The 26,284-nt window shown below is 65.7% G+C and carries 23 protein-coding genes and 2 pseudogenes; 4 read left to right on the top strand and 21 right to left on the bottom strand.

The annotated features are described in order from the left end of the window. Positions 1-8: 8 nt before the first annotated feature. Positions 9-2,102: a 3-hydroxyacyl-CoA dehydrogenase NAD-binding domain-containing protein gene (locus J2X50_RS00230; protein ID WP_429090450.1), complete on the bottom strand. Its 2,094-nt coding sequence runs from the start codon at positions 2,100-2,102 to the stop codon at positions 9-11. Next, positions 2,099-3,109, bottom strand: coding sequence for an NADPH:quinone oxidoreductase family protein (locus J2X50_RS00235; protein ID WP_429090451.1), 1,011 nt, complete (start codon positions 3,107-3,109; stop codon positions 2,099-2,101). The genes J2X50_RS00230 and J2X50_RS00235 overlap by 4 nt, the downstream gene beginning before the upstream one ends. Positions 3,110-3,336: 227 nt before the next feature. On the opposite strand from J2X50_RS00235, the gene J2X50_RS00240 reads away from it, so the two are divergent. Both J2X50_RS00240 and J2X50_RS00245 read left to right on the top strand, forming a co-directional pair. Beyond that, a complete protein-coding gene (locus tag J2X50_RS00240; RefSeq protein WP_429090453.1) occupies positions 3,337-4,092 on the top strand; it encodes an SDR family NAD(P)-dependent oxidoreductase in 756 nt (251 codons plus the stop codon). A 104-nt stretch (positions 4,093-4,196) separates the two neighbouring features. Continuing rightward, entirely contained in the window at positions 4,197-5,735 is a 1,539-nt protein-coding gene (locus J2X50_RS00245) for a class I adenylate-forming enzyme family protein (protein WP_429090455.1), read from the top strand. Between the two features lie 100 nt (positions 5,736-5,835). Here the strand turns inward: J2X50_RS00245 and J2X50_RS00250 are convergent, their stop codons facing one another. The 8 genes and pseudogenes from J2X50_RS00250 to J2X50_RS00285 form a co-directional block, all read right to left on the bottom strand. Next, positions 5,836-6,621: an SDR family NAD(P)-dependent oxidoreductase gene (locus J2X50_RS00250; RefSeq protein WP_429090457.1), complete on the bottom strand. Its 786-nt coding sequence runs from the start codon at positions 6,619-6,621 to the stop codon at positions 5,836-5,838. Beyond that, complete coding sequence (locus J2X50_RS00255) at positions 6,618-7,373, bottom strand: SDR family NAD(P)-dependent oxidoreductase (RefSeq protein ID WP_429090459.1); 756 nt, start codon at positions 7,371-7,373, stop codon at positions 6,618-6,620. Before J2X50_RS00255 ends, J2X50_RS00250 begins: the two co-directional genes overlap by 4 nt. After that, positions 7,370-8,278 (bottom strand): branched-chain amino acid ABC transporter permease, encoded by a 909-nt coding sequence (locus J2X50_RS00260; protein WP_429091795.1) that lies wholly within the window; start codon positions 8,276-8,278, stop codon positions 7,370-7,372. Before J2X50_RS00260 ends, J2X50_RS00255 begins: the two co-directional genes overlap by 4 nt. A 126-nt stretch (positions 8,279-8,404) precedes the next feature. Next, positions 8,405-9,313: pseudogene (locus J2X50_RS00265) on the bottom strand (branched-chain amino acid ABC transporter permease); the annotation flags it as partial. 5 nt (positions 9,314-9,318) lie between these two features. Then, positions 9,319-10,032: an ABC transporter ATP-binding protein gene (locus tag J2X50_RS00270; protein ID WP_429090461.1), complete on the bottom strand. Its 714-nt coding sequence runs from the start codon at positions 10,030-10,032 to the stop codon at positions 9,319-9,321. Beyond that, positions 10,025-10,792 (bottom strand): ABC transporter ATP-binding protein, encoded by a 768-nt coding sequence (locus tag J2X50_RS00275; RefSeq protein ID WP_429090463.1) that lies wholly within the window; start codon positions 10,790-10,792, stop codon positions 10,025-10,027. Before J2X50_RS00275 ends, J2X50_RS00270 begins: the two co-directional genes overlap by 8 nt. A 53-nt stretch (positions 10,793-10,845) precedes the next feature. After that, the gene (locus J2X50_RS00280; protein ID WP_429090465.1) at positions 10,846-11,130 is read right to left on the bottom strand and encodes a DUF1330 domain-containing protein; all 285 of its coding nucleotides are present in this window, start codon (positions 11,128-11,130) and stop codon (positions 10,846-10,848) included. Between the two features lie 61 nt (positions 11,131-11,191). Continuing rightward, positions 11,192-12,388 carry an ABC transporter substrate-binding protein gene (locus tag J2X50_RS00285; protein ID WP_429090467.1) on the bottom strand — a complete coding sequence of 399 codons (1,197 nt, stop codon included), beginning with the start codon at positions 12,386-12,388 and terminating at the stop codon, positions 11,192-11,194. A gap of 242 nt (positions 12,389-12,630) precedes the next feature. Here J2X50_RS00285 and J2X50_RS00290 point away from each other — a divergent pair. Then, a pseudogene (locus J2X50_RS00290) lies at positions 12,631-12,732 on the top strand (NAD(P)-binding protein); the annotation flags it as partial. A gap of 319 nt (positions 12,733-13,051) precedes the next feature. Here the strand turns inward: J2X50_RS00290 and J2X50_RS00295 are convergent. Continuing rightward, positions 13,052-14,257 (bottom strand): ABC transporter substrate-binding protein, encoded by a 1,206-nt coding sequence (locus J2X50_RS00295; protein ID WP_429090468.1) that lies wholly within the window; start codon positions 14,255-14,257, stop codon positions 13,052-13,054. Positions 14,258-14,388: 131 nt separating this feature from the next. Then, entirely contained in the window at positions 14,389-15,192 is an 804-nt protein-coding gene (locus J2X50_RS00300; protein ID WP_429090470.1) for an SDR family oxidoreductase, read from the bottom strand. A gap of 207 nt (positions 15,193-15,399) precedes the next feature. Between J2X50_RS00300 and J2X50_RS00305 the strand changes: the two genes are divergently transcribed. Then, entirely contained in the window at positions 15,400-16,989 is a 1,590-nt protein-coding gene (locus J2X50_RS00305; protein WP_429090472.1) for a FadD3 family acyl-CoA ligase, read from the top strand. 200 nt (positions 16,990-17,189) lie between these two features. Here J2X50_RS00305 and J2X50_RS00310 read toward each other — a convergent pair whose 3' ends face one another. The 9 genes from J2X50_RS00310 to J2X50_RS00350 all read right to left on the bottom strand — a co-directional run bounded on the left by J2X50_RS00310 (position 17,190) and on the right by J2X50_RS00350 (position 26,284). Next, positions 17,190-18,095: an SDR family oxidoreductase gene (locus J2X50_RS00310; protein WP_429090474.1), complete on the bottom strand. Its 906-nt coding sequence runs from the start codon at positions 18,093-18,095 to the stop codon at positions 17,190-17,192. Positions 18,096-18,106: 11 nt separating this feature from the next. After that, positions 18,107-18,709: a gamma carbonic anhydrase family protein gene (locus J2X50_RS00315; protein WP_429090476.1), complete on the bottom strand. Its 603-nt coding sequence runs from the start codon at positions 18,707-18,709 to the stop codon at positions 18,107-18,109. A gap of 2 nt (positions 18,710-18,711) precedes the next feature. Continuing rightward, positions 18,712-19,863 (bottom strand): acetyl-CoA C-acetyltransferase, encoded by a 1,152-nt coding sequence (locus tag J2X50_RS00320; protein WP_429090478.1) that lies wholly within the window; start codon positions 19,861-19,863, stop codon positions 18,712-18,714. Next, complete coding sequence (locus J2X50_RS00325; protein WP_429090480.1) at positions 19,856-20,920, bottom strand: acyl-CoA dehydrogenase family protein; 1,065 nt, start codon at positions 20,918-20,920, stop codon at positions 19,856-19,858. Before J2X50_RS00325 ends, J2X50_RS00320 begins: the two co-directional genes overlap by 8 nt. A 14-nt stretch (positions 20,921-20,934) precedes the next feature. After that, complete coding sequence (locus J2X50_RS00330; protein ID WP_429090482.1) at positions 20,935-22,098, bottom strand: acyl-CoA dehydrogenase family protein; 1,164 nt, start codon at positions 22,096-22,098, stop codon at positions 20,935-20,937. A gap of 34 nt (positions 22,099-22,132) precedes the next feature. After that, a complete protein-coding gene (locus J2X50_RS00335; RefSeq protein ID WP_429090484.1) occupies positions 22,133-23,029 on the bottom strand; it encodes an enoyl-CoA hydratase in 897 nt (298 codons plus the stop codon). Between the two features lie 115 nt (positions 23,030-23,144). Continuing rightward, entirely contained in the window at positions 23,145-24,089 is a 945-nt protein-coding gene (locus tag J2X50_RS00340) for an aldo/keto reductase (RefSeq protein WP_429090486.1), read from the bottom strand. A 54-nt stretch (positions 24,090-24,143) separates the two neighbouring features. After that, entirely contained in the window at positions 24,144-25,760 is a 1,617-nt protein-coding gene (locus J2X50_RS00345) for a GMC family oxidoreductase (protein WP_429090488.1), read from the bottom strand. A 2-nt stretch (positions 25,761-25,762) separates the two neighbouring features. Then, complete coding sequence (locus J2X50_RS00350) at positions 25,763-26,284, bottom strand: thioesterase family protein (RefSeq protein ID WP_429090490.1); 522 nt, start codon at positions 26,282-26,284, stop codon at positions 25,763-25,765.

Raw genomic sequence — 26,284 nt, forward strand, 5'->3', positions numbered from 1 at the left:
GATACGGCTCAGCCGTAGAAGCCCCTGCCCTCGGCAACCAGCCGTTCGATCAGCGCGGCCGGCTTGAAATATTGGTCGCCCACGAGCCCGGCGTATTTGTCGAGCGCCTCCTTGACCTTGGGCAGGCCGATCTGGTCGGCGTAGAACATCGGTCCGCCCAGATAAGTCGGGAAACCGAAGCCGTTGGTCCAGATGACGTCGATGTCTCCAGGCCGCGCTGCTGCACCCTCGTCGAGGATCCTGGCCGCCTCGTTCACCATTGCGAACAGGCAGCGTTCGAGGATTTCCTCGTCGGTGATGGTGCGCGCGGTGAAGCCGCGTTCCTTGCGGTGCGCGTCGAGCAGCTCGTCGACAGCCGGATCGTGCGAAGCCTTGCGGTTCTCGTCATAGACGTAATAGCCCGCGCCTGACTTCTGGCCGAGGCGGCCTGCCGCCACCAGCCGGTCGACGATGTTGCACTGCTGCTCGCGCGGCGACATGCGGGCGACGCGTGCCGCCCGCGCCGCGGCCATGATGTCCATGCCGGCGAGGTCGGCCAGCGCGAACGGGCCGATCGGGAAGCCGAAGGCGGTCAGCACGCGGTCGACCTGTTGCGGCGTCGCACCGTCCTCGAGCAGGAATTGAGCCTCGCGCGTGCGCTTGGAGAGCATGCGGTTGGCAACGAAACCTTCGGAGCGCCCGACCATCACAGGCACCTTGCCCAGGCGCTTGCCCAGCGCCGTCGTCGTGGCAAGCACGTCGGGAGCCGTCTTCGCCGCCCGCACGTTCTCGAGCAGCTTCATGACGTTGGCCGGGTTGAAGAAGTGCATGCCGGCGACGCGCGCCGGGGTCTTCGATGAGCCCGCCAGTACCTCGATGTCGAGGAACGAGGTGTTGGTGGCGATGATCGCGTCGTCGCGCAGCACCGCGTCGAGCTTGGCGAACACGTCCTTCTTGGCCGCCATGTCCTCGGTCACCGCCTCGATCGCCAGGTCGACGTCGCCGAGCGTGTCGTAGGCCGTCGTCGGCGACAGCAGCGCCATGCGGCGCTCCATCTCGTCGGCCGTCATCGAACCGCGCTTGACGCTGCCCTCGTAGATCTTGCCGATCGACTTGGCTGCAGACTCCAGGCCTTCGTCCGACAGACCGATCAGCGTCACCGGAATGCCGATGTTGAGGAAACATGCAGCGATGCCGCGGCCCATGGTGCCGGGACCGACGATGGCGACCTTGCCGACGTCGCGCGGCTTCACCTCGGCATCGACGCCGCCGATCTTCAGCGCTTCGCGTTCGGCGGCAAAGATGTGGCGCAGCGCCTTCGACTGCGGCGACACCAGCAGTTCCTTGCAGGTCTTGTATTCGAGCGCGATGGCCTCGGCGACCGGGGTCTCGGTCACCATCTTGATCAGATCCACGGCGACAAGAGGTGCCTTGAAACCTTTGTATTTCTTGGCCAATGCCGCGCGGCTGGTCTCGAGTACGGCCGCGTCGAACGCCGGCACCGGCAGGTCGCTGGTGCGGCGCAGTCTGGCGCCGTCGGCGACGACCTTCTCGGCGTATGCGATGGCCGCGGCCTTGAGGTCGTCCGAGACGACTTCATCGAGGATGCCCTTGTCGCGGGCGTCGCGCGCCGAGATCTGGCCGCCTTCGCTGATCATCTTCAGCGCCTCTTCGACACCTGCGAGGCGCGGCAGGCGGACCGTGCCGCCCGAACCGGGCAGGATGCCGAGCTTGACTTCCGGCAGGCCGACCTTCGAGCCTTCGAGCGCGATGCGGTAGCTGCAGGCGAGCGCAACTTCGAGGCCGCCGCCAAGTGCGGTGCCATGGATCGCGGCGACGATCGGCTTGGTCGCGGCGTCGAGCGTATCGATCAACTCGCCGAGCAACGGCGCCACCATCGGCTTCTTGAACTCGTGGATGTCGGCACCGGCGATGAAGGTCCGTCCTTCGCACAGGATGACCATCGCGCGGGCATCGGCGTCGCCCTCCAGCGCGTTCACGGCCTCGATCAGGCCCGAGCGCACCGAATGCGACAGCGCATTGACCGGCGGGTTGTCGACGGTCGCGACCAGAATGTTGCCTTGCTTGGCGACCGAAACGGCCTTTGCGAGCAGCTCGGTCATGCCGGCACTCCTTCCCTGCTATGTCCTGAATTGCCCGTCACCAGAACGACCTTGCCCTTGACGGCGCGTTCCATGACGACGTCGAGCGCCTCGGCGAAGCGGTCGAGCGGATATTCCGCCGAGATGTGCGGCCTGAGCTTGCCCCTGGCGAACCAGTCCATCAGCTCGGCGATGTTTTCGGCGTTCTTGTCCGGCGCCGAGCGCGCAAAGGCGCCCCAGAACACGCCGATCAACGCCGACTGCTTGAGCAGCAGAAGGTTGAGCGCGATCTTCGGGATGTCCCCGGCGGCAAAACCGATGACAAGCAGCCGGCCGAACAGCGCGAGCCCGCGAACGGCCGTTTCCGTCATCGCGCCGCCGACCGGGTCATAGACAACGTCGACGCCCTGCCCGTTGGTCAGATCCTTGAGCCGTTGGCGCAGGTCCTCGGTCGAGTAGTTGATCGTTTCGTCGGCACCGTATTGGCGGCAGAGCTCAAGCTTCTCGTCGCTGGAGGCCGCGGCGATGACGCGTGCGCCCATCTGCTTGCCCAGTTCGACCGCCGTCAGCCCGACGCCACCGGCAGCGCCCAGAACCAGCAGGGTCTCGCCCGGCTTGATCTGCGCACGATCCTTGAGAGCGTGATGTGAGGTCGCATAGGTGATCAGGAAACCAGCCGCTTCGACGAAGCTCATCTCGGCCGGGATCGGGAACACCTTCCAGGCATCGACCGCGACCTGCTCGCCATATCCGCCGATGCCGGCGAACGCCAGGACGCGCATGCCGACCTTCAGGCGCTCGACACCCTCACCAACGGAGATGATCGTGCCGGCGGCTTCGCTGCCCGGCGTGAACGGCAGCTCGGGCTTGGTCTGGTACTTGCCCTCGACCATCAGCCCGTCGAAAAAGTTGATCCCGCATGCCTCGATGCGGATCACCACCTGCCCCGGCTTTGCCACCGGTTCGGGGATCTCCTCGATCCTGAGTTCCGCCCTTGGGGCGAACTCCCTGCAGATCACTGCCTTCATGTCCTTACGCCGCTTCCTGCTGCCATCTCGGCACTGCCAAATTCTTCAATCGAGGCAAGGAATGGGACAGGGGCAGACCGCTAACATCGTCTGATGGGACTAGTCGCAAGGAACCCTGCTTTTCGCGCGCAAAACGGCGGAATTGCGCGGCAATTTTAGTCCCTTCGGACGATGTTGCCGACGCTCGCGCGCGCAGGTTCGCGGGTACAGTTTCGAGGAGAACAAACATGGCCCGTCTGGCAGGCAAGGTCGCATTCATCACCGGGGCAACCGGCGGCATCGGAGAGGCAGCCGCAAGGCTGTTTGCACAGGAAGGCGCCAAGGTCGCCGTCGCCGGCCGCAGCCGCGAGAAGGGCGAGGCCATCGCCTCCTCCATCAACGCATCGGGTGGCGCGGCCCTTTATGTCGAGACCGACGTCACCGAGCCAGACAGCGTCGAGGCCTCGTTCAAGACGGTGATGGACGCCTGGGGCCGGCTCGACGTGCTCTACAACAACGCCGGCGGCTCGAGCTCGGCAGACGGCCCGGTGACTGTCGCGCCGTTCGAGGAGTTCTGGCGCTGCATCAAGCTCGACCTGTTCGGCACCTGGGTCTGCTGCCGCAACGCCATCCCGCTGATGCAGAAATCCGGCGGCGGCTCGATCATCAATTGTTCGTCCATCGTCGGCGCCATGGGCATTCCCAACCGCGACGCCTATTCTGCGGCCAAGGGCGGCATCATCTCGCTGACGCGATCGATGGCGGTCGAGTTCGCCAAGGACAACATCCGCGTCAACGTGCTGGTGCCCGGTGCCGTCGCCACCGACCGCGTGCTTGGCTTCTTCGAGCGCGAACCGCACCTCAAGGCACAGTTCGATGCCTATCTGCTCGGCATCGCCGAACCAATCGATGTGGCCAATGCGGCCCTTTACCTGGCTTCCGACGAATCGCGGAAGATGACCGGCCATCAGCTCCCCATCGACGGCGGCATCCTGATTTCGTGACCGGTGCCCCTGACCTGGCTTAGTCTGTGCAGACGATGTCTGTACCGACCGCCGGGTCTTGAAGTCGCCCCAAAAGTCCCAATTTCGACTGCAGGAATACGAGCATGGAAATCCTGAGCCAGGTGCTGGCGCGGAACGCGCGGCTGATCGGCGAGCGCAACTTCATCGTCACCGACAAGGAAACGATCACCTATGCGCGCTTTTCCGAACTGACGGCCCAGCTGGCCAATGTTCTCAAGACTCGCGGCGTTTCCAAGGGCGACCGCGTCGGCCTCTATCTGCCGAGCACGCCGATGATGGCCATCGGCTTCTGGGCCTGCCAGCGGCTCGGTGCGATCCCTGCCCCGCTCAGCGCCATGTTCCGCCATGCCGAGTTACGCAAGATCGTCGCCCAGACCGGGATGAAGGCTTTGATCGCGGATGGTTCGACCTGGTCCTACTTCTCCGAAATCCGTGCCGAGTTCCCCGACCTCGCCCATTGCCTGGTCGCGTCAGGTGACGGCAGCGCCGACGATCTCGCCACGCTGATGGCAGCAGCGCCTTCGACCTTCGAGGATGCCGCCTGCCACATCGACGATATCTGCGCCCTTTTCTTCACCTCGGGCACGACGGGCGCGCCCAAGGGCGCGGCACAGTCGCAGTTCAACCAGTGCTCGACGCTGCGCGACATGATGGTGTCGCACCGCACGCGCTTCGCCGACGAAACCTATCTCTGTGCCGTGCCGCTGTTCACCAATTTCGGCCTGACGGTGACGCTCAACCTGTGTCTCTACACCGGCGGCACCATCGTGCTGCACGAGCGCTGGGATACTGCCCGCGTGCTCGCCGACATCGGCCGCTATAAGGCCACCTATTTCGGCGGCACGCCGACCATGTATGTCTACATGGTCAACGAGGTCGATCCGGCGAAACACGACCTGTCGTCCCTGCGTATCTGCACGACCGGCGGCTCGCCGGTGCCGCAGCCGGTCATCCGCCGTTTCGAGGAGCTGTCGGGCGCACGCGTCACCCAGGTCTACGGCTCGACCGAGACCAGCGGCCAGAACGTGATGGAGCCGACCGCTGGCATCCGCAAGCCGGGCTCGGCCGGCCTGCCGGTCGGCAGCTCGCGCATCTCGATCGTCGACGACGAGGGCAATGCCGTGCCGCAGGGCGAGATCGGCGAGGTCATCATCTCGGGCGATTGCGTCTCGCAGGGTTACTGGATGGACGAGAAGGCGACTGCGGAAGCATTCGGCAACGGCGGCTGGAAATCGGGCGATCTCGGCTATGTCGACGAGGACGGTTATCTCTTCATCGTCGACCGCAAGAAGGACGTCATCATCGCCGGCGGCCACAACGTCTATCCGCTCGAGATCGAGGCACTGCTCTACAAGCACCCGGCGGTCGCCATGTGCGCGGTGGTAGGTGCGCCCGACGAGAGCAAGGGCGAAATTCCGGTCGCGGTCATCGTCAAGACCGCGGGCCAGGATGCCACGGCGGAAGAGCTGATCCGCTACTGCCGCGAAAGCCTCGCCGCCTACAAGGCGCCGCGCGCAGTGCATTTCATCGACACCATGCCGGTCGAGGCAGCCAAAATCCGCAAGCGCGAACTGGTGCTGGCGTTGCGCGAAAACAGGCTGGACAACTTCCGGAGCAAGTGAGCTTCTGGTACCCAGCAGCGAAAAGGTCTCACACTGTGCGGCCTTTTTCTTTCGAAGTCAGCAAGTTGCGAGTATAAGTTCAACGTCGATTGAAACCGTCTCAGGCGGTTGCGACTTCGCCCGCGCCGCCGAAAGCGCTCCAGCCGCCATCGACGGGCAGCACCGTCCCGGTGATGTAGGACGCCCAGTCCGACAGCAGGAACACGGCCGCCTGCGCCATCTCGGCCGGCAGCGCCAGGCGGCCCAGTGGCGTACGCCGTTCAAGAATGGTCGGATCGAACGCCTTGCGCTCGAGCAGCGCCTCGACCATCGGCGTGCGCGTGTAAGCCGGCGCGATGGCGTTGACGCGGATGCCCGACGGGCCCCATTCGCAGGCCAGCGTATGCGTCAGGTGGTTGATGCCGGCCTTGGCCGCGGCATAGGCCGAGCGGCGCGGAAATCCGCCGAGCCCGACGATGGACGACACGTTGACGATGGCGCCGCTCCTCTGGGCGAGCATCGGCCGCGACGCCGCGCGGCACATCAGGTAGGTGCCCTTCAGGTTGACGTCGACCACTCTCTGCCAGCGCTCCACCGACTGCTCGTGCACGGGCACCAGATCGTCTCCGATGCCGGCGGAATTGAAGACGAGGTCTATTCCGCCGAGCTTCGAGATCGCTTCCTGGACCATGCGCTCGGCGTCAGCCTCGCTCGCGACATCACCCTGGGTGACACCGACCGATCCGGTGCGCGCCGCGGCCTCATCCAATCGCTCGCGATTGAGATCGGCGATGACGACGCTTGCGCCAAGATCGGCCAGCAGCTTCGCCGCCGTCTCGCCGATACCACTGGCGCCGCCGGTCACCAGCGCCCGTTTGCCGTCAAACCGGATCGAAGGGCTGTTCATGCGTCGGGATCCCCGCCGTCCTCGGCATCCTGCTTGAAATGGAAGTCCGGCTGCCATTGCTTGCGCGGCTGGACGTGCAGCTTCCAGTAGGCCTTGGCGACCAGGTCGTGGTCGTAGGGTGTGCCCGCCTGCATCGTGCCGTGAATGGCGACGGTCGAGACATGAATGCCCGACGGCGACAGCTCCTTCTCCAGCGAGTGCCCGAGGCTGCGCAGGGCCGCCTTGCCCATCGACGTCACGCCCCATTCGATCCATGGGCCGAAGGCGAGCACGCCGCCGGTGAAAAGGATCGTGCCGCGACCGCGTTCGATCATGCCGGGCGCCACCGCCTGAGCCGCGTGCAGCGCGCCAGCAACATTGGTCCGGAAGGCGTCCACGACATAGTCGACGCTGGCAGCCTCGCCATGCGAGCGCCAGCCGTCAGCGGTGCCGTACTTCACCTCGCCCAGCCGCGACGGCGTGGCGAACCGCGCCGGCTCGATGATCGCTGCGTTGTAGATCAGCACCTCGGCATCGCCGCGCCGCTCGCGGATCGCGGCGTGCACACGGTCCATGTCCTCGGGTCTGCCGGCGTCGCCGGTAAAACCTGCCACGTCGAGCCCTTCGGCTAGCAGCTCCTGCTCGTAACGCACGATCGCCTCGGCGCGCCGCCCGACGAAGGCGACACGATGGCCCTCGCATGCGAACTTCCTGACCAGCGCCTGGCCAAGACCAGGCCCCATGCCGATGACGATTGTCGATGGCGCGCTCATTGCGCCACCTCGACCTTGGCGGCGGGTTCACGCCGCTTGGCACTCGCCTGTGCCTTGCGCTCGGCGCGGTTTGCCAGGAATTCCTCCAGCGTGCCGACGATGCCCTTGCGCAGGAACAAGACGCACAGCACGAAGATGACGCCCTGGACGACGACGACCCAGGCTCCGAGCGTAGCCAGTTCACGCTGCAGCGTCACTAGCACGGCTGCGCCAAACACCGGTCCGAGCAGCGTGCCCACGCCGCCGATCAGCGTCATCAGCAGCACGTCGGCCGAGGTCATGAAGAACACGTCGGCCAGCGACGCCAGCTGGAAGATGATCGCCTTGAGGCCGCCTGCCACGCCCGACAGCATCGCCGAAAGCGTGAACGCAATCAGCTTGAAGCGGTCGGTCGAGTAACCGAGCGAAATGGCGCGCGGCTCATTCTCGCGGATCGACTTCAGCGTCTGGCCGAAGGGCGAGTGCACGATGCGGCAGACGAAGGCGAAGCCGACCAGGAACACGACGAGCGTCACGTAATACATGTTCAGCGTGTTCGAGAGGTCGATGACGCCGAACAAGGTACCGCGCGGCACAGACTGGATGCCGTCCTCGCCATGGGTCCAGGGCGCCTGAATTGCGTAGAAATAGATGATCTGCGCCAGCGCCAGCGTGATCATGGCGAAGTACAACCCTTGCCGGCGGATCGCCATCCAGCCAAACAGCGCGCCGATGGCGGTGGCAACCGCAACGCCCATGAGGATGCAGAGTTCGGTCGGCAGGCCCCAGGCCGCCGCTGCATGGGCGGTGACATAGGCCGACGCGCCATAAAAGGCGGCATGGCCGAAGGCGAGCAGGCCGACGTAACCGAAGATCAGATTGTAGGCGAGCGCGAACAGCGCCAGCACCAGGATCTTCATGCCCATGACCGGGTAGATCACGAACGGCAGCACGCCGCCGCCGATGGTGAAGATCGCCAGCCACAGGCGGCCGTTCTCCAGGAAGCTGCCGGAGCGCCCCGAAGACACGTCGGCGACCGAATGGCTCGTGGTTTCCTTGCCGAACAGGCCGGCCGGGCGGAAGATCAGCACCAGCGCCATGATGACGAAGATCACCGTCGACGAAGCCTGCGGATAAAACACCTTGGTCAGACCCTCGATCACGCCCAGCATCAGGCCGGAGACGATGGCGCCGAAGATCGAGCCCATGCCGCCGATCACCACCACCGCGAAGATGGTGATGATGATGCCCTGCCCCATCTGCGGGCTGACCTGGTAGATGGGTGCCGCCATGACACCGGCGAAACCGGCGAGGCCGACGCCGAAGGCATAGGTCAGCATCAGCAGGCGCGGCACGTTGATGCCGAAGGCCCGGACGAGATCGGGGTTTTCGGTGGCGGCTCGCAGGTAGGAACCGAGCTTGGTGCGCTCGACCGTGTACCAGGTGCCGAAGCAGACGACGATCGCCGCAACGATGACCCAGGCGCGATAGGTCGGCAGGAACATGAAGCCGAGATTGATGCCGCCCTTCAGCGTATCGGGCACGGAATACATCTGGCCGGCAGCGCCGTAATAGACGTTGAACGCACCTTCGATCGCCATGGCGAGACCGACGGTGAGCAGCAGGCCGTAGGCATGGTCGAGGTCGTAGACGCGGCGGATGAAGATGCGCTCCATCAGCGCGCCGATGACGGCCACCACCAGCGGCACGATGACCAGCGCCCACCAGTAGCCGATGGAAGGCAGGCCGAGCCCGGGAAACAGCTCGGGCAGGCGCAGCAGGTACCAGGCGCCAAAGGCGCCCAGCATGTATTGCGCGCCATGGACGAAGTTGCCGATGCGCAGCATGCCGAAGATGATCGCCACGCCCAGGCTCATCATGGCGTAGAACGAGCCGTTGATCAGGCCGACGAGCAGCTGGCCGAAGAGAAGGGTTGGCGGAACGCCAATCAGGTCCAGCATGGCTGTCACACCCCGAGATAAGCTTGAATCTTGGCTTCGTTGCCGGCGAGTTCGTCGCGGCTGAAGCGCTCGACCACCTTGCCGTGGTCGACGACGAAATGCCGGTCGGCGAGCTTCGAGGCGAAGCGGAAGTTCTGCTCGACCAAAAGGATGGTGAAGCCCCTCGCCTTCAGCTTTTCGAGCACGACCGCGATCTGCTTGACGATGACGGGCGCCAAGCCCTCGGTCGGTTCGTCGAAGATCAAAAGCTTCGCGCCGGTGCGCAGGATGCGGCCGATGGCCAGCATCTGCTGCTCGCCGCCCGAAAGCTTCGTGCCCGGGCTCTGCCAGCGTGCCTTGAGGTTGGGGAACAGTTCGAGGATCTCGTCAACCGTCATCCCGCCCCTGGCGATGACCGGCGGCAATTCCAGGTTTTCGGCCACGGACAGGCTCGAGAAGATGCCGCGATCCTCCGGGCAATAGGCGATGCCGCGCCGGGCGATGATCTCGGGCGCGCGCACAGCGACGTTCTCGCCGCGATAGGTGATGGCGCCGGTCTTCTTGCGTACCAGGCCCATGATGCAGCGCAGTGCCGTGGTCTTGCCGGCGCCGTTGCGGCCCAGCAGGGTCACGAGTTCCCCCTCGCGGATGTCGAAGTTCATGCCGTGCAGCGCCTTGCTCTCGCCGTACCAGGCATGCAGGTCGGCGATGTCGAGCACCACCTTGGAAGTCTCAGTCATCTGCGCCACCGATATAGGCTTCGACAACGCGCGGGTCGCGCGACACGGTCTCGTAATTGCCCTCGGCCAGCACGCGCCCCTGCGCGAGCACCGTGATGGTGTCGGAAAGGGCGGCAACGACCGACAGATTGTGCTCGACCATGAGGATGGTGCGGTCGGCGGAAACCTTGCGGATCAGCTCGGCGATGCGGTCGACGTCCTCGTGGCCCATGCCCGAGGTCGGCTCGTCGAGCAAAAGCATCTCGGGATCGAGCGCCAGCGTGGTGGCGATCTCGAGCGCGCGCTTGCGCCCGTAGGGCAGGTTGACGGCGACGTGGTCGCGATAGTTCAGCATGCCGACGGCGTCGAGCAACTCGTCGATGCGGTCGTCGAGCACGCCGAGCGAGCGTTCGCTCTGCCAGAAGCGGTAGGAGGTGCCCGTGGGACGCTGCAGCGCCATGCGCACGTTTTCGCGCACGCTCATGCGCGGAAACACTGCCGAGATCTGGAACGAGCGGACGATGCCCTTGCGCGCCACCTCTTCCGGCTTCAGCGCGGTGATGTCCTCGCCGTTGTAGCGGATCGTGCCTTCGCTCGGCTGCAGGAACTTGGTGATCAGGTTGAACGTCGTCGTCTTGCCGGCACCGTTGGGGCCGATCAGGGCGTGGATGGTGTTGCGCCGGACCTTGAGGTCGACGTCCTTCACGGCTGCGAAGCCGTAGAAATACCGGCTGAGCCCAGACGCCTCGATGATGTAGTCGTCCGCAGTGCCTTGTCGCACCTTGTCCTCCACTATGCTTTCGGATGTGTGCGACCTGTGCCGCTCTCGCCACTTCACGAGTCGACGAGGATGCCTTTGCCGCGAGATGCGAGCTGCCGCAGCGCCATGACCTTCTGGTAGTCGTCCGAGTGGTAGAAGCGCCGGGCATCCTCGGCGCTCGGGAACTCGACCACCGAGATCGATGCCGGCTGCCAGCCGCCCTCAAGGCTGTCGATGCGGTCGCTCGACAGCACGAAGCGGCCGCCGCCGGCGGCCATGATCGGCCCGGCAACCTCGCGGTAGTGCTTCCAGGTCGCCTCGTCGGTGACCTCGATCTCGAAGATCAGATAGCCGGGCACGTCGTCGCTCCCCTGAGACGGCAATGCCGGGCCGCAAGGCTGCAACCCGGCATCCGGTCCCTTACTGCTTGGCCAGCTTGCAGGCGCTCTTGTCGATCGAGCGGAAGGCGACGTCGGCCGGAACCGTGGTCACCACCTTGAACACGTCCTGCGCATCGGATGCCTCGCCTGGCGCGCGCACTTCCAAAAGCTGCATGTCATGCACGAGGCGGCCGTTGGGCAGCAGCGTCGCGTTCTTGGCGAACAGGTCGTTGATCTTGCCCTCGCGAAGCTTGGCGAGCACGGCGGTCGGCTCGTCGGTGCCTGCGGCCTTGACCGCGTTCAGGTAGTTGGTGGCGGCCGAATAGGCGCCCGCCGCGACCCAGCCCGGCGCGTTGCCGGTCTTCTTCTGCATCTCTTCCTTGAAGTGCTTGGAAGCGTCGTCGGTGTTCCAGTACCAGGCAGCCGCGAATTGGATGCCCTTCAGCGCCTCGAGGCCGATGGCACGGGCATCCGACTGGTGCAGCACGGTGACGGCCACGCGCATGCCCTGGTCGATCAGGCCGAACTCCTGCACCTGCTTCAGCGCATTGACCAACTCGGGGCCGTTGACGGTGAGCGCCAGGACCTTTGCACCCGAAGCCTGGGCCTGGAGGATGTAAGAGGAGAAGTCGGTGGTGCCGAGCGGCGCGCGAACCTGGCCGAGGATCTTGCCGCCTTCGTCTTCGACGGCCGTCTTCACGCCGGCTTCCATGACCTTGCCGGCCTCGTAGTCGGGCGACAGGATGAACCAGGTTTCGCCGCCAGCCTTGAGCTGGGCGCTGACCGACGAGCGCACCTGCGAATAGGCATCATAGGCCCAGGCAAGCCCGTAGCCGTTGCAGTCGGCCTCGGTCATCTTGTCGGTCATCGGCGACACGAAGAAGCCGAGCTTTTTCTGCTCGCCGAGCAGCGTGTTGATGCTGAGTGCGATCGCCGAGTTGGTGATATCGAACATCGCATCGACATTGTCGCGCTCCAACCACTCGCGGGCGATGGAGAGAGCGATTTCCGGCTTGTTTTGGTGGTCCGCCGAGACCAACTCGATCGGCTTGCCCAGAGCTTCGCCGCCGAAGTCAGAGATGGCGAGCTTTACCGCCTCGACCACCTCGGTACCGCCAAGTGCCGAGAAGGACGAGCTCTGATCGTTGAGCACGCCGAGCTTGACGCTGGCGTCCTGCGCAGCGGCAGTCAGCGCGGTCGACAACAGCAGGGCTGCCGCGAGAATGGACTTCTTCATGTCATTCCTCCCCAGGAACGTAGGCTTTGCTGCCGGTTGGATGCGCGCCGGCATTGATGTGCGCGCAAGGCCGCCACGCACTCTCGGCGCGGAGACTCCTCAAGGAGAAATCACAGGATGCGGGAGGGCCGAACATCGTCCATGCGGACTAGCGCATATGCCGGGCTGGACCGGCACGACCCTCGCCTGGGCTAGTTCGTTTGCGGGATGCGAGCCGGCGCCCGAGAGCAAGACATCGCGGCATGAGCGATTTCGATACGATCATCGTCGGCGCCGGTTCGGCCGGCTGCGTTTTGGCCGCGAGGCTGAGCGACGACCCCGGGCATCGCGTGCTGGTCCTCGAGCCGGTGAACCATCCGCCAGCCCGCCTCGGTCCTGCGGTAGCGCACATCGTAGTGGCCGCAGAAGACACCGTCTTGGGTAAATACGTCTGCCCAGGCATTGCCGTCGCCGCTGCCCCAGGCGCGGGCGGCATGTCAGCTCCTCACTGCAAGGCGATGGGGTGATGTTGCCCATCTCCCATCGGCAGCCCCCGCAAGGTTTCCCGAGAGGAACGAATGGCTTGGCGCGGTGCACCACGCATCGTTCGATCGAATGAGACAGCGAAAGAGGGCGCCGCCGGATGACCGGCGACGCCCTTGGATAGTTGAAGCGCAGGCGTGCCTACTGCGCGCAGTCGGCGCGCTCGACCAGGCCGTCCTCGCGCAGCTGATAGGGGTTCTTCACCACCTTCAGGCTCTCCACCGCAGGCAGGAAGTGGCTGTCCGCGCTCGCCGCCAGCTTGCCGGTCAGCGTCCTGATCTCGCCGGCATTGGCCTCGATCCACGCGGCGATCGACTTGCCGTCGGTCTTGCCCGAGCCGTTCATGGCCGCGGCCAGGATGAAGGGCTGGATGTAATACGGCACCAGGGCCGAGGGCCCGCCCATGCGATCGAGATCCGCAATCTCCGCCTTCGCCTTGGCCGCGAACTTGGCGAATTCCTTCTCGCCGAGCGCATCGCCCGGGCAATAGGTCATGCCCTCGAACTGCACCGAATAGACGCCTTCGAACGGCTCGTTGCCGATCGTGGCGGCGTTGCCGACGGCATAGTTGGTCATGGTCAGGCTGGCCAGAACCGGCACGTCCCAGCCGATGTCGTAGCGGTTTTCCAGCATCTTGCGCGAATCGTCGCCGATCGAGTTGATCAGGAGCACCGCCTCGGCCTCGGAATTGCGCAGCGAGAACAGCTGCGGGGTCATATCCTCGGTGCGGAAGGCGAATTCCTGCACGGCGACCGGCTCGACGCCCTTGCCCTTCATGTAGGCGACGATGTCGGAGATGGCGGCCTTCGACATGCCGCCATTGTCGGACATCAGCGCCAGCTTCTTCAGCTTCAGCACATCGAGCGCATAGGCGATGTTGGGGATCATCTGGTTCGCGCCGATCGGCGAGGTCGAGAAATGGTATGGACCGACCTGCGGCGTGAGCTGGGTCGAGGCGGCGCTGGAGATCTGGGCGATGTTGGCCTCGGTGCCGATCGGCATCAGCGGCGTGGTTTCCTGGCTGGTCGCCGGGCCGACGACGGCCTGCACCTTTTCGCTCTCGATCAGGCGGCGCATCTCGCTCACGCCATGGGTCGGGTCGGTCATGGTGTCGGCCAGAACCAGCTCGACCTTCTTGCCGAGGATGCCGCCGGCCGCGTTGATGTCGTCGATCGCCCGCTTCCAGGCGACCTCGGCATTCTTGCCGATCGAGGCGCCGGAGCCGGTGAGCGACATGATGCCGCCGATCTTGATCGTCTCCTCGGCCCGGGCCGCGCCCATGCCGAGCGCGGTGAACGACATCAGGGCCGCGAACAGCGCGCGCCGGCTCAGAATGCTGGAAGTCATGTCTCGTCTCACTCCTGAAAATTGCGGCCTGTGCTCTCCTCCGAGCGACGGCACCGCGCATCGTCCATTAGGACCACTGGATGCGCGCCGGAAGGGCCTGCGCCATCGGTCGTGCTGGCCTGGGCCAGCGGTCATTCCACCGCCGGAGGCGCGTGGCGCTTGATGAGGTCGAGGAACAGCGGCGTCTCGCCGCCGCCATGGACCTCGAGCGTGGCACCCGTCACGAAGGTGGCCGCCGGGCTGGCGAGATAGAGTGCCGCCCTGGCGATGTCGTCGCCGCGGCCCATGCGCTTCATCGGCACCGAGGCGGCGATCGCCTGCTGCGCCTCGCTCGAACCATAAGTCTCATCGGACTTCTCGGTCTCGGTCAGGCCGACGACGATGGCGTTGACGCGCACCTTCGGCGCCCATTCCTGGGCCAGGCTGGTGGTCAGGCTGAGGAGGCCTGCCTTGGCCGCACCGTAGGCGGCCGTGCCAGGCGAAGGGCGGCGCCCGGAAAGGCTGGCGATGTTGACGATGCTGCCGCCCTCCGGCAGCTTCGCCATCCACTGGTAGGCCGCCTGGGACAGGTAGATCGGTGCCATGAGATTGAGGTTGACGATGGCATCGGAGAAGCGCGGCGACACGGTCGCTGCATCGACATGCGGCGAGCCGCCGGCATTGTTGACCAGCACGTCGATGCGGCCATGCTCCTCGCCGACGCGGTCGACCAGTTCCTTGCAGGCCTGTGCCGTGCGCACGTCGCACTGCATGAAGATCGCACGGCGCCCGCCCGCATGGGGCAGGCTGTCGGGCTCGGTGCGGGCGCAGACGACCACGGTCGCGCCGGCGCCGAGGAAGCCTTCGGCGATGGCCCGGCCGATGCCCTTGGTACCGCCGGTCACGATCACCACCCTTCCCGCGAAGCTGGCCGAACCTTCAGGGGCATTGCTCATGTCGTCACTCCAGGCGTGCTCTGGCATCGTCTCTCACACGCTGTTGCGTGTAGTCCTACACGCCTTTAAGTCGGCCGTCGTAAGGTTTATTCGTCCCTTCGGACGATGCCGGCCGGCAGCCGACGCCTATGTTCCGGCCGAACCAGCCCGGCTGCCGCGCATCCGCCCAGCCGAACCGTCTCATATGCCGCGCCTCCAGGTAGATTGATGATCATCGAAGACGCAGATTGGAAGTTCACCACCATCCCCGCGCTCTGCGCGCGAGCGGCCACGGTCTACGGCACGCGGACGGCCATCGAGGACGGCGTCAAGCTGAACTTCGTCGAGCTCGACGCCATGCGCAAGCGCGTCGCCAAGGCGATGATCGCAGCCGGTGTGCAGAAGGGCGACCGGATCATGATCTGGGCGCCCAACACTTGGAAATGGTTTGCAACCGCGCTCGGCCTGGTGAGCGTCGGTGCCGTCCTCATCCCTGCCAGCACGCGCTTCAAGGGCGCCGAGATCGCCGAACTGGTCAAGCGCAGCGGCACATCGATGCTGTTTTCGGTGGGCGAGTTCCTGGGCACCTACTATCCGGACCAGTTGAAGCCGGAAACCCGCGAACTGCTGCGCCAGGTGGTGGTCATCGGCGATCCGCGCGGTGGCGAGGCCGAGTGGGACAGCTTCGTTGCTGCCGGCGACACGGTCAGCGATTCCGAGCTCGCCGAGCGGGAGGCATCGGTCGGGCCCGACGATCTCTGCGACATGCTCTTCACGTCCGGCACCACGGGCTATCCGAAGGGCGTCATGTACGGCCACCGGCAGTGCCTCCAGGCCATCGACGCCTGGGCGACGCGCGTCGGCATCCGCGAGCACGACCGCATCCTCGTCATCCCGCCCTTCTTCCACGCCTTCGGCTACCGTTCCGGCGCCATCGTCTCCCTGATGCGCGGCGCGGTGCTGATGCCGCATCTCACCTACGATGCCGGCGAGATCCTCAAGCGCGTGGCCGAGGAAAAGATCAGCGTCATCCCCGGACCGCCGGCCATCTTCCAGGGCATGCTGCAGCATCCGGAACTGAAGTCTTTCGACACCTCCAGCCTGCGCCTCGGCGTCACCGGCGGCGCGGTCGTGCCGTCGATCCTCATCCGCCGCATGCGCGAGGATCTCGGCATCGCCGGCGTGGTGAATGGCTATGGCCTGACCGAATGTGGCGGCTACGGCACCATGTGCCTGGCCTCCGACCCTGACGACGTCATCGCCAACACCGCCGGCAAGCCCTCGCCGGGCGTCGAGGTCCGCATTTTGGGCGAAGACGGCCAATTCCAGCCCGACGGCAAGCCCGGCGAGGTGGTGATCCGCGGCTATATCGTCATGAAGGGCTATTTCAACGACCCCAAGGCAACCGCCAAGACCATCGACCCGGATGGCTGGCTGCACACCGGCGACATCGGCTATTTCGACGCCAACGGCAATCTGCGCATCGAGGACCGTCTCAAGGACATGTACATCACCGGCGGCTTCAACTGCTATCCGGCCGAGATCGAGCGCATTCTGAGTCAGCATCCGGCGATCGGCATCGTTGCCGTCATCGGCGTGGCCGACGAGCGCCTCGGCGAGGTTGGCAAGGCCTATGTGGTGCTACGTCCGGGAACGACGGCGAGCGAAAAAGAAATCATCGACTGGTCGCGCGCCAACATGGCCAACTACAAGTGCCCGCGCAGCGTCGATATCCGGACCTCGCTGCCGACCAGCCCGCAGGGCAAGGTGCTCAAGAACGTCCTGCGCGAAGAGGTGCCCGCCGGCAACGCCGCCTGACGCGCAGATCTGCGCCCTGACAAGGGATTCGGCGCAGCCAGCTGATTTTTCGGACGACATCAGACGGGAGGGTGCGAAGGCGCCGTCCCGTCTTGCTATTCGCATACCGTCAACTGGGGCGCGCGAGGCAACGCAGCGGGACAAAGAAAAAGGGCGCCGGTTGCCCGACGCCCTCGATGCTTGTCGGCGATGCTGCTGGCTTACGAGCCGTAGACCGGCTTCGCGGCCGGACGCGCCGCCACCAGATCCTTGATCTTGTCGCCTAGCGCGGCCGCTTCCCAGCGGCTGCCCTTGTCGAACTCGGGGCCGTCGTTCCAGCCGAGGCAGACCCGAATCTTGCCGCCGATCAGCTCGAAGACCTGGCCGGTCACGTCGGCAGACGCCGAGCTGCACAGCCAGGCGACCAGAGGTGCCGTGTTTTCGGGGGCAAAAATGTCGAACTCGCCGTCCTTGGCCTGCATCGCCTCGGCGAACGCGGTTTCGGTCATGCGGGTACGCGCATTCGGTGCCAGGCCGTTGGCGGTGATGCCGTAGCGGCGCAACTCGGCAGCCTGCACAAGCGTCAGCGAGGCGATGCCGCCCTTGGCCGCCGAATAGGCGCTCTGGCCGATGCTGCCCTGCAGGCCTGCGCCCGACGAGGTATTGATGATGCGTGCGTCGACCTGCTTGCCGGCCTTCTGCTGGGCGCGCCAGTAGTCGACCGCGTGGCGGCTGACGCAGAAATGGCCGCGCAGGTGCACGCGCAGCACCGCGTCCCATTCGTCGGGCGTGCAGGACACGAACATGCGGTCGCGCACGAAACCGGCATTGTTGACCACGGCATGCAGCCCGCCGAAGGCGTCGAGCGCGGCCTTGACGATGCGGCCGCCGGCCTCGAAATCGGTGACATCGTCATAGTTGGCGACGGCCTGGCCGCCCATGGCCCTGATCTCGTCGACCACCTGCTGCGCTGGCGTCTCCGCCGTCGCGTCGCCATGGGTGCCTACGCCGAGATCGTTGACCACGACCTTGGCGCCCTCGGCCGCCAGTCCCAGCGCGTAGGCGCGGCCGAGGCCGCGGCCGGCGCCGGTGACGATCACAACCCTGTTTTCGCAGATCCCTGCCATGTCAGTCCTTCTCACTTTGTCTTGGTCGACAGCCGCACGGCGCGCGCCTGGCCGGCATTGCGCTTGCGGTCGGGCTCCGGGGTACGGAGCGGTTCGCATTCCACGAGGTCGGCGAGCGACCGGTCGGCCAGCCGCTGGTATTCGCCGTCGCCATTATTGCGCCAGATGATCGCCTGTTCCGGCATTTCCTTGATCACCTTGGCAGGATTGCCGGCGACCAGGCTGCGCTGAGGAGTCACCACCTCGTTCTTCACCAGGCTGAGCGCCGCCACCAGGCTGTCGTCGCCGATCACGGCTCCATCCAGCACCACGGCATTCATACCGATCAGCGCATTCTCGCCCACCGTGCAGCCATGCAGGATCGCACCATGGCCGACCGTCGCGCCGCGCCCGACGATGCAGTCCGAACCCGAACCGGTGTGCAGTGTGCAATTGTCCTGCACGCTGGCGTCGCCGACAACGGTGATGCGGCCGAAATCGCCCCGCAGCGAGGCACCGGGGCCGATGTAGCAGCGCGGCCCGATGGTCACGTCGCCGATAAGCACCGCCGTCGGGTGCAGGTAGGTGGTCGGATCGACCACCGGCACGATGCCCTCGAAGGCATAGCACGGCATGGTCAGAGCCTTTCGATGATGGTCACGTTGGCCTGGCCGCCGCCTTCGCACATGGTCTGCAGCGCGTAGCGGCCGTTGCGGCGCTCGAGTTCGTTGAGCATCGTCGTCATGATGCGCGCGCCGGTGGCACCCAGCGGATGGCCGAGCGCGATGGCGCCACCATTGACGTTGACCTTGTCGCGCGGAATGCCGAGGTCCTTGATCCAGGCCAGCGGGATCGAGGCGAAGGCCTCGTTGCACTCGAACAGGTCGATGTCCTCGATCTTGAGGCCGGTCTTGGCCAGCGCGTGGCGGGTCGCCGGGATCGGCGCCGTCAGCATCCACACCGGATCGTCGCCACGCACGCTGATGTGGTGGATGCGGGCGCGCGGCTTGAGGTTGTGATCCCTCACCGCCTGCTCCGAGGCGATCAGCAGCGCCGCCGAGGCATCCGCATTCTGGCTGGCCACGCCGGCATGCACGCGACCACCCTCGATCAGCGTCTTCAGCGTCGCCATCTTGTCGAGCGAGGTGTCGAGGCGCGGCGTCTCGTCGATGGCGAAGTCACCAACCGGCACGATCTCGCCGGCAAAACGGCCCGCGTCGATGGCGGCAATGGCGCGCTGGTGGCTTTCGAGCGCGAACTGCTCCATCTCGTCGCGGCTGCACTGCCACTTCTCGGCGATCATCTCGGCCGAGCGGAACTGGCTGACCTCCTGGTCGCCATAACGCGCGATCCAGCCCGGCGAAGTGCTGAACGGATCGGAGATGCCGAATTGCGGACCGACCAGCATGGCCGACGCCATCGGGATCATGTTCATGTTCTGCACGCCACCGGCGATCACCAGGTCCTGCGTGCCGCTCATCACGGCTTGCGCCGCAAAATGCACCGCCTGCTGGGCCGAACCGCACTGGCGGTCGACGGTCACGCCCGGCACATGGTCGGGCAATCCAGCCACCAGCCAGCAGGTGCGGGCGATGTCGCCGGCCTGCGAGCCGATCGTGTCGGTGCAGCCATAGATGACGTCGTCGACCGCGTTCGGGTCGATGCCGGTGCGCGTCATCAGCGCCTTGATCGGCTGGGCACCGAGATCGGCCGAATGCAACCCGGCAAGCGAGCCCTTCTTGCGCCCGACCGGCGTGCGGATGGCGTCGACGATATAGGCTTCAGGCATTTTCCGCCTCTCTGGCAAAGGTGTGTTCAGGTCCGAGCGGACGCGCAAAGACCCGGGCGGCGACACGCTCGCGGTGGAAGGCAGTGCCGCCCCACCAACTTGTCAGCGCGATGCCACGCTTGAGGAAGAAGTGGACATCCACCTCCCAGGAATAGCCCATGGCGCCATGCACCTGGATCGAGGTGCGGGCTGCAACGTCCGCAGCATCCGCGCAGGCGAGCTTGGCCTGCGAGATGCGGGCGCGGCTGTAGAGATCGCCCTGCTCCAGCTGGGCGGCCGCCGCATGCAGCACCGGCCGGGCGAACTCGATCTTCACCTGAGCGGTCGCCAGATGATGCTTCACAGCCTGGTAGGAGCCGATCGGCTTGCCGAACTGCTGCCGTTCCTTGGCATAGGCAACGCCGAGGTCAACGCAGCGCTGGGCGATGCCTTGCATCTGCGCGGCGGCGACCAGGGCCCCGCGGTCGAGCGCGGCGGCAAGCGGTGCCGCCGCCTCGTCTGTGCCGGCGATCAGCGTCTCGGCGCTCGGCTCGAACTCGACGGTGAACAGCCGGCGGAACGGATCGACGCTCGGCTGCGCCACGATCTTTGCCCTGGCAGTTTCGACCAGATGCACGGCACCGTCGCGAACGACGAGCACGGCTTCGGCAGTGTCGGCATCGGCGACGAACGGATTGGCCGGATGGGCGACGGTCACCGTCACCTCGCCCGCAAGCGCTCGTTCCAGCAAGGCAGCTGCACGGGCGTTGCCGGAAAATGCAGCAAGCAGCGGCAGCGCCACGCCGGCGTTCTCGACCAGCGGCTCCGGCAATCCAGCATAACCGCAGGCTTCGGCGATCTGGACGAAGTCTATTGCCTTGAGGCCAAGCCCGCCCCGGTCTTCGCTCACCAGCGCGCCGGCAAGACCCATCTCCACGATCTTGGCCCAGCGGGCCTCGTCACGGGCAGCGCCCTCGCCCATCAGGCGGCGCAGGTCGGCCGGCTGGCAGACGTCGGTGAGCAGTTCGCGGACGACATCCGCCGTCATCGTCTGCTCTTCGGAGAAACGGAAATCCATCTTTTCGTCCCTCCTTATGCGCGCGGCAGCCCGAGCATGCGCTCGGCGATGATGTTGCGCTGGATCTCGTTCGAGCCGGCATAGATCGGCCCGGCCAGCGAGAAGAAATAGCCGTCCAGCCAGCGGCCGATGTCGCCGGCCTCGGGTGCGGAGCGCAAAAGTTCCGCGCGCGCGCCCAGGATCGACAATGCCGCCTTGTGCATGGCGATGTCCATTTCCGACCAGAAGATCTTGTTGGTGCTGGCCTCGGCGCCGATGTGGCCGCCGGCGGCAAGGCGCGAGGCTGTCGCATAGATCGACAGCGCATAGGCCTCGGCGTCCATCCACGACTGCAGCACCGCCGCGCGCACCGTCGGCTCGACTTCGGCCTCATGCGCCTTGTGGAGCTCGACCAGCTTGCGCGCCGCCACCTGGAAGCGCGCCGGGCTGCGCAGCATCAGGCCGCGCTCGAAGCCGGCGGTCGCCATGCAGATGTTCCAGCCCTCGCCTTCGCCGCCAAGTCGGTTGAAGGCCGGAACGCGGACGTCATCGAGGAAGATTTCGGCAAAGCCGGTCTCGCCATCGATCTGCGGGATCGCCTGCACCCGCACGCCGGGTGCGTCGAGCGGTAAGAAGATCAGCGACAGGCCCTTGTGGCGCTGCGAGGCAGGATCGGTGCGGAACAGGCCGAAGGCCCAGTCGGCGAAGACGGCGCGCGACGACCAGATCTTGTGGCCCTTCAGCACATATTCGTCGCCTTCGAGCACGGCTGTCGCGCGCACGGACGCCAGGTCGGAACCCGCCTGCGGCTCGGACCAGGCCTGCGCCCAGATCTCGTCGCCCGAGGCCATGGAGGTCAGAAATCGGGCCTTCTGCTCGTCGGTGCCATATTCCATCAGCGTCGGGCCGAGCAGGAAGATGCCGTTCTGGTTGACGCGCAGCGGCGCGCCGGCCCGATAATATTCTTCCTCGAAGATCAGCCACTGGATCAGGTCGAGGCCGCGCCCGCCGTAGCTTTCCGGCCAGGTCACCATGCCCCAGCGGCCGTCGGCCAGAACCCGCTCCCAGGCGCGGTGCGCCTCAAAACCCTCGCGGCTGGCGTCGAAGGACGGCAGCGGCGTTTCGGGCACATGCTTTTCGAGCCAGGAGCGCACTTCCTGGCGGAAGGCCTTCTGCTCGTCGGTGTAGTACAGATCCACGCTTGGAAATTCCCGTTGGTCGGCAGCGGCGGGCTCAGGCCTCGCCGGCCTGCTTCTTGTTGGCGGCGGCCATGCTCCTGGCGTCCTGCCCGCCCAGCGTGTTGCCGGTGGTCAGGTCGTTCTGGGCATGGGCGAAATGGTGCATGTGGTAGTGCGCGTCCATGGCGGTGCGCTTGCCGCGCAGGTCCTCGACATGGTTGATCGCCTGCTTCGACAGCCAGAGGCCGAGGCGCGGATATTGCGCCAGCTTCTCGGCCATGGCCCGGCCGGCACCCTCGAGCTCGTCGCGGGTTACCACCTTGTTGACCATGCCGAACTGCTCGGCGCGTGCCGCAGGCATGCGCTCGCCCATCATCAGGAATTCCTTGGCAACGCGCGGCGGCAGCTCGAATGCATGCGCAAAATACTCGACGCCCGGAATGCCCATGCGCACGACCGGGTCCTGGAAGAAGGCATCGTCGGTGGCGACGATGAAATCGCAGACCCAGGCGAGCATCAGCCCGCCGGCGACGCAGGCGCCCTGCACCAGCGCGATCGTCGGCTTGGGAAGGTCGCGCCAGCGGCGGCACATGCCGAGATAGACCTCGTGCTCCCTGGTATAGAGCATTTCGGCTGCCGGTTTGTTGGTGTGGTCGGACCACATCAGGCGGCGGTCAAAGGTCTTGTTGACGTCGCGGCCCGGCGTGCCGATGTCGTGGCCGGCCGAAAAATGCTTGCCCGCCCCGCGCAGGATGATGACCTTCACGGCATCGTCGTCGACGGCGCGCTTGAAGGCGTCGTCGAGCGCATAGGTCATCTGCGAGTTCTGGGCGTTGTTGAACGTCGGGCGGTTCATCGTCACCCAGGCTATCGGCCCCTCGGTCTCGTAGAGGACCGGCTCGGCCGTCTCATAGGTGATGTCTGCCGTGCGCGGCTCAACCAGATCGCTCATTTCAAGGGTTTCCGCTGACAATTCAACTTGGTAGCTGACGGGAAACTACGCTCCCCGCCAAGGGGTGCAATCGTCCAAAGGGACTAACGGCGAGGCAACTTTGTGCGCCGCACAATCACTGGCAGATCGTATCGATCTCCGCGAGTTCGGCAGTCGACAGCTTCCACGAGGCCGCCGCCGCATTGGCCACAACCTGCTCCGGGCGGGTCGCACCTGCGATCACGCTGGAAACGATCGGCTGGCAGGCGAGCCACGAGAACGCCAGTTCGAGGATGGTCCGGCCGCGCGCTTCGCTGAAGGCGACCAGTTTCTCGACCTTGTCGAGATTGGCGTCGGTCAGGCCGGCCTTGAAATAGGCCATGCTCATGCGCGTGTCCTCGGGCATGGCCTGGCCCTTGCGGTACTTGCCGGTCAAAAGGCCGCTCGCCAGCGGAAAATAGGGCAGCAGCGTCATGCCGGTGCGGCGCATCGCCGGGAACAGTTCGGTCTCGGTGGCGCGCGAGATGAGGTTGTATTCGGCCTGCGTGGACTGCAGGCCGTGCAGATTATGGTGTCGCGAGGTCCAGCTGGCATCGACCAGCATCCACGCCGGCAGGTTCGAGCAGCCGAGATAGCGCACCTTGCCCTGCTTCACGAGATCATCAAGCGCGCGAAGTGTCTCCTCGACCGGCGTCTGCGGGTCCGGGAAATGATACTGGTAGAGGTCGATGTAGTCGGTCTTGAGCCGGCGCAGGCTGTCCTCGACGGCGCCCATGACGTAACCGCGCGAGCCGTTGTAGCGGTTGCTCTTCTCGCGGTTCAGCGGCGAGGCGAACTTGGTCGCAAGAAACACCTCCTTGCGCCGGTCGCCGAGGATTTCGCCCAGCGTGATCTCGGAGCCGCCGTTGACGCCATAGGAGTCGGAGGTGTCGAGCAGCGTGATGCCGGCGTCGAGCGCGGCGTGCACGACCTTGCGGGCGGCATCGGTGTCGAGCGACCTGATCATGCCGCCGAAGTTGTTGCAGCCAAGGCCGACGACCGAAACCTCGAGGCCCGTGCGGCCGAGAACGCGCTTTTCCATCTCGTCTACTCCATCATCTCTAATCGCTAAATCAATGAATTCGTTTGCTTAGTTTCAGGCCGCTGCCGTGATCATGTCGGTCGCCTTCTCGGCGATCATGACGGTTGCCGCATAAGTGTTGCCATTGACCAGCACCGGCATGACCGAGGCGTCGGCGACGCGCAGCCTGTCGACGCCACGAACGCGCAGCTGCGGATCGACCACGGAGTCCGCATCCGCGCCCATCCGGCAGGTGCCGGCGGCGTGGTAGTGCGTCACCGCGGTCGCCAGGATGTCGTCGGCGATATCGTCGAGCGAGCGGATCGGGCGCGTCGGCAGCAATTCCTTGTCGAGCAAGCCGCGCAGCGCTGGCTGGTTGACGATGGCGCGTGTCCGGTCGGCGCCTTCGGCCAGGATTCTGAGGTCGCGTGGGTCGGAGAAATAGTTGGGCGAGATCGCCGCGTGCGCCAAAGGCTCGGCCGATTTCAGCGTCACCTGCCCGCGGCTGTAGGGCGAACCGTGGTTGAGCAGCAGCGTGAAGCCGTGTTCGCGCGGCAGGATGCCGAGCACGCCCGGCCCGCGCCGGATCACAGTCGCCGGCGCCATGCAGACCTGGATCTCGCTGCCCGGATCGCCCTCGATGGCGTGGAAATAGCCCGATGTCGGAAACAGCCCGCGGCTCAGAACGCCTCGGCGCCGCAACGCGTACTGCGCGCCGGCCTTCAGCGCGCCCCACGGGCTGACGTGACTGTAGGCGCTGACCGGCTTGGTCGTGGTGTACATCAGCCGGTACATGGGATGGTTCTGCAGGTTCCGCCCCACTTCGGGCCGGTCGGCGGCGACCTTGATGCCCAGGCGTTGCAAGCTGCCCGCCTCGCCCACGCCGGACAGCATCAGCAGCTGCGGCGAGTTCACCGCCCCGCCGCTCAGGATCACTTCCTTCACCGCCCGCGCCACCCGTGTCCGCCCCTCATGTGCGAACACCACGCCTGTCGCCATGCCGGCCTCGATCACCACGCGCAGCACCGGCGCGTCGACGATCAGCGTGAGGTTGGGCCGCTTCGACGCCGGGTGCAGGAAGGCGGAAGCAGTGCTCGAGCGCCTGCCACGCCCGACGGTCAGGTCGACATGGCCGAAGGCTTCCGCCGCGTCCTTGTTGAGGTCGTCGGTCAGCGGCAGGCCTTCCTGGGCGGCTGCGTCGAGGAACATGTCGCAGACGGGCGCGGTGCCCTGCCCCCTGGAAACCTGCAGCGGCCCGCTGTCGCCATGGATGTCGCTGGCGCCGCGCTCGTTGGTCTCCGATTTCCTGAAATACGGCAGGACGTCGTCATAACCCCAGCCGTCGTTGCCGAGCGCCTTCCAGTTGTCGTAGTCGCGCCGATGCCCGCGCATGTACATCATGCCGTTGATCGAGCTCGACCCGCCGACGATCTTGCCCTGCGCCCAATAGAGCTTGCGCCCGCCCAGCGCCTGCACCGGCTCGCTCTCGTAGCTCCAGTTGTAAGCCGGATGCGTGCCGGTCACGACATTGGCGCCGGGAATGCGGATCAGCATGCCCTTGTCCAGCCCGCCGGCCTCGATGACCGCGACCCGCGCGTTCGGGTTTTCGGACAGGCGGGCGGCAAGCACGCAGCCGGCGGCGCCCGCGCCGACGACGACGTAGTCGAATTCTAGATCGGCGGCAAACGTCACGTCTATTTCCTGAAGTCTCGTCGTGCCACGCCATTCGGCCATGGCAGGCGCGCGTGCTCTGCGGCAAGCCTCGTCAGCGGATCGGCGACGTCGCGCTCGACGATCCTGGCCGCCTTGCGCAGGCGCAGGTCGACATGGATCGACAGGCCCTCGACGGTCGCCGCGCGGTAGTTCTGGTCGACATTCCACAATTCGTGGAAATGGTGGACGCGCTTGAGGTCGGTCCACAGCACCACGCTGCGCGCCTCGAGCCGTGCGTCGGGCATCAGCTCACGCTCGTAGCGAACGCTCTTCTCCAGCCTGAAGAAGCTGTAGCTGGTGTGCCTGATGTAGTCGTCATGGATACCGAAAACCTCGAACAAGTCGCTTTCGGCGATGTCGAAAACCCGGTCGTACCAGGACACGTTCATGTGCCGGTTCACGTCGAGCCAGTGCGGCTCGACCTTGCCCCGGAAGCTGATGTAGGGGCGCGGTGCGTTTTCGGCATCTCCGGCAGTGGCGCCGAAAGCCTCGTCCCCGTACAT

Source organism: Aminobacter sp. BE322, assembly GCF_050433525.1.
Classification (GTDB): domain Bacteria; phylum Pseudomonadota; class Alphaproteobacteria; order Rhizobiales; family Rhizobiaceae; genus Aminobacter.

Bases quoted from the DNA above. Each gene is read 5' to 3' on its own strand.
- J2X50_RS00260 (WP_429091795.1), bottom strand. From the start codon at position 8,278: ATGGGCATGAAGATCCTGGTGCTGGCGCTGTTCGCGCTCGCCTACAAT.
- J2X50_RS00300 (WP_429090470.1), bottom strand. From the start codon at position 15,192: ATGAGCAATGCCCCTGAAGGTTCGGCCAGCTTCGCGGGAAGGGTGGTG.
- J2X50_RS00315 (WP_429090476.1), bottom strand. From the start codon at position 18,709: ATGCCGTGCTATGCCTTCGAGGGCATCGTGCCGGTGGTCGATCCGACC.
- J2X50_RS00235 (WP_429090451.1), bottom strand. From the start codon at position 3,109: ATGAAGGCAGTGATCTGCAGGGAGTTCGCCCCAAGGGCGGAACTCAGG.
- J2X50_RS00340 (WP_429090486.1), bottom strand. From the start codon at position 24,089: ATGGAAAAGCGCGTTCTCGGCCGCACGGGCCTCGAGGTTTCGGTCGTC.
- J2X50_RS00320 (WP_429090478.1), bottom strand. From the start codon at position 19,863: ATGCCTGAAGCCTATATCGTCGACGCCATCCGCACGCCGGTCGGGCGC.
- J2X50_RS00230 (WP_429090450.1), bottom strand. From the start codon at position 2,102: ATGACCGAGCTGCTCGCAAAGGCCGTTTCGGTCGCCAAGCAAGGCAAC.
- J2X50_RS00250 (WP_429090457.1), bottom strand. From the start codon at position 6,621: ATGAACAGCCCTTCGATCCGGTTTGACGGCAAACGGGCGCTGGTGACC.
- J2X50_RS00295 (WP_429090468.1), bottom strand. From the start codon at position 14,257: ATGACTTCCAGCATTCTGAGCCGGCGCGCGCTGTTCGCGGCCCTGATG.
- J2X50_RS00305 (WP_429090472.1), top strand. From the start codon at position 15,400: ATGATCATCGAAGACGCAGATTGGAAGTTCACCACCATCCCCGCGCTC.
- J2X50_RS00350 (WP_429090490.1), bottom strand. From the start codon at position 26,284: ATGTACGGGGACGAGGCTTTCGGCGCCACTGCCGGAGATGCCGAAAAC.
- J2X50_RS00255 (WP_429090459.1), bottom strand. From the start codon at position 7,373: ATGAGCGCGCCATCGACAATCGTCATCGGCATGGGGCCTGGTCTTGGC.
- J2X50_RS00240 (WP_429090453.1), top strand. From the start codon at position 3,337: ATGGCCCGTCTGGCAGGCAAGGTCGCATTCATCACCGGGGCAACCGGC.
- J2X50_RS00325 (WP_429090480.1), bottom strand. From the start codon at position 20,920: ATGGATTTCCGTTTCTCCGAAGAGCAGACGATGACGGCGGATGTCGTC.
- J2X50_RS00245 (WP_429090455.1), top strand. From the start codon at position 4,197: ATGGAAATCCTGAGCCAGGTGCTGGCGCGGAACGCGCGGCTGATCGGC.
- J2X50_RS00270 (WP_429090461.1), bottom strand. From the start codon at position 10,032: ATGACTGAGACTTCCAAGGTGGTGCTCGACATCGCCGACCTGCATGCC.
- J2X50_RS00285 (WP_429090467.1), bottom strand. From the start codon at position 12,388: ATGAAGAAGTCCATTCTCGCGGCAGCCCTGCTGTTGTCGACCGCGCTG.
- J2X50_RS00335 (WP_429090484.1), bottom strand. From the start codon at position 23,029: ATGAGCGATCTGGTTGAGCCGCGCACGGCAGACATCACCTATGAGACG.
- J2X50_RS00310 (WP_429090474.1), bottom strand. From the start codon at position 18,095: ATGGCAGGGATCTGCGAAAACAGGGTTGTGATCGTCACCGGCGCCGGC.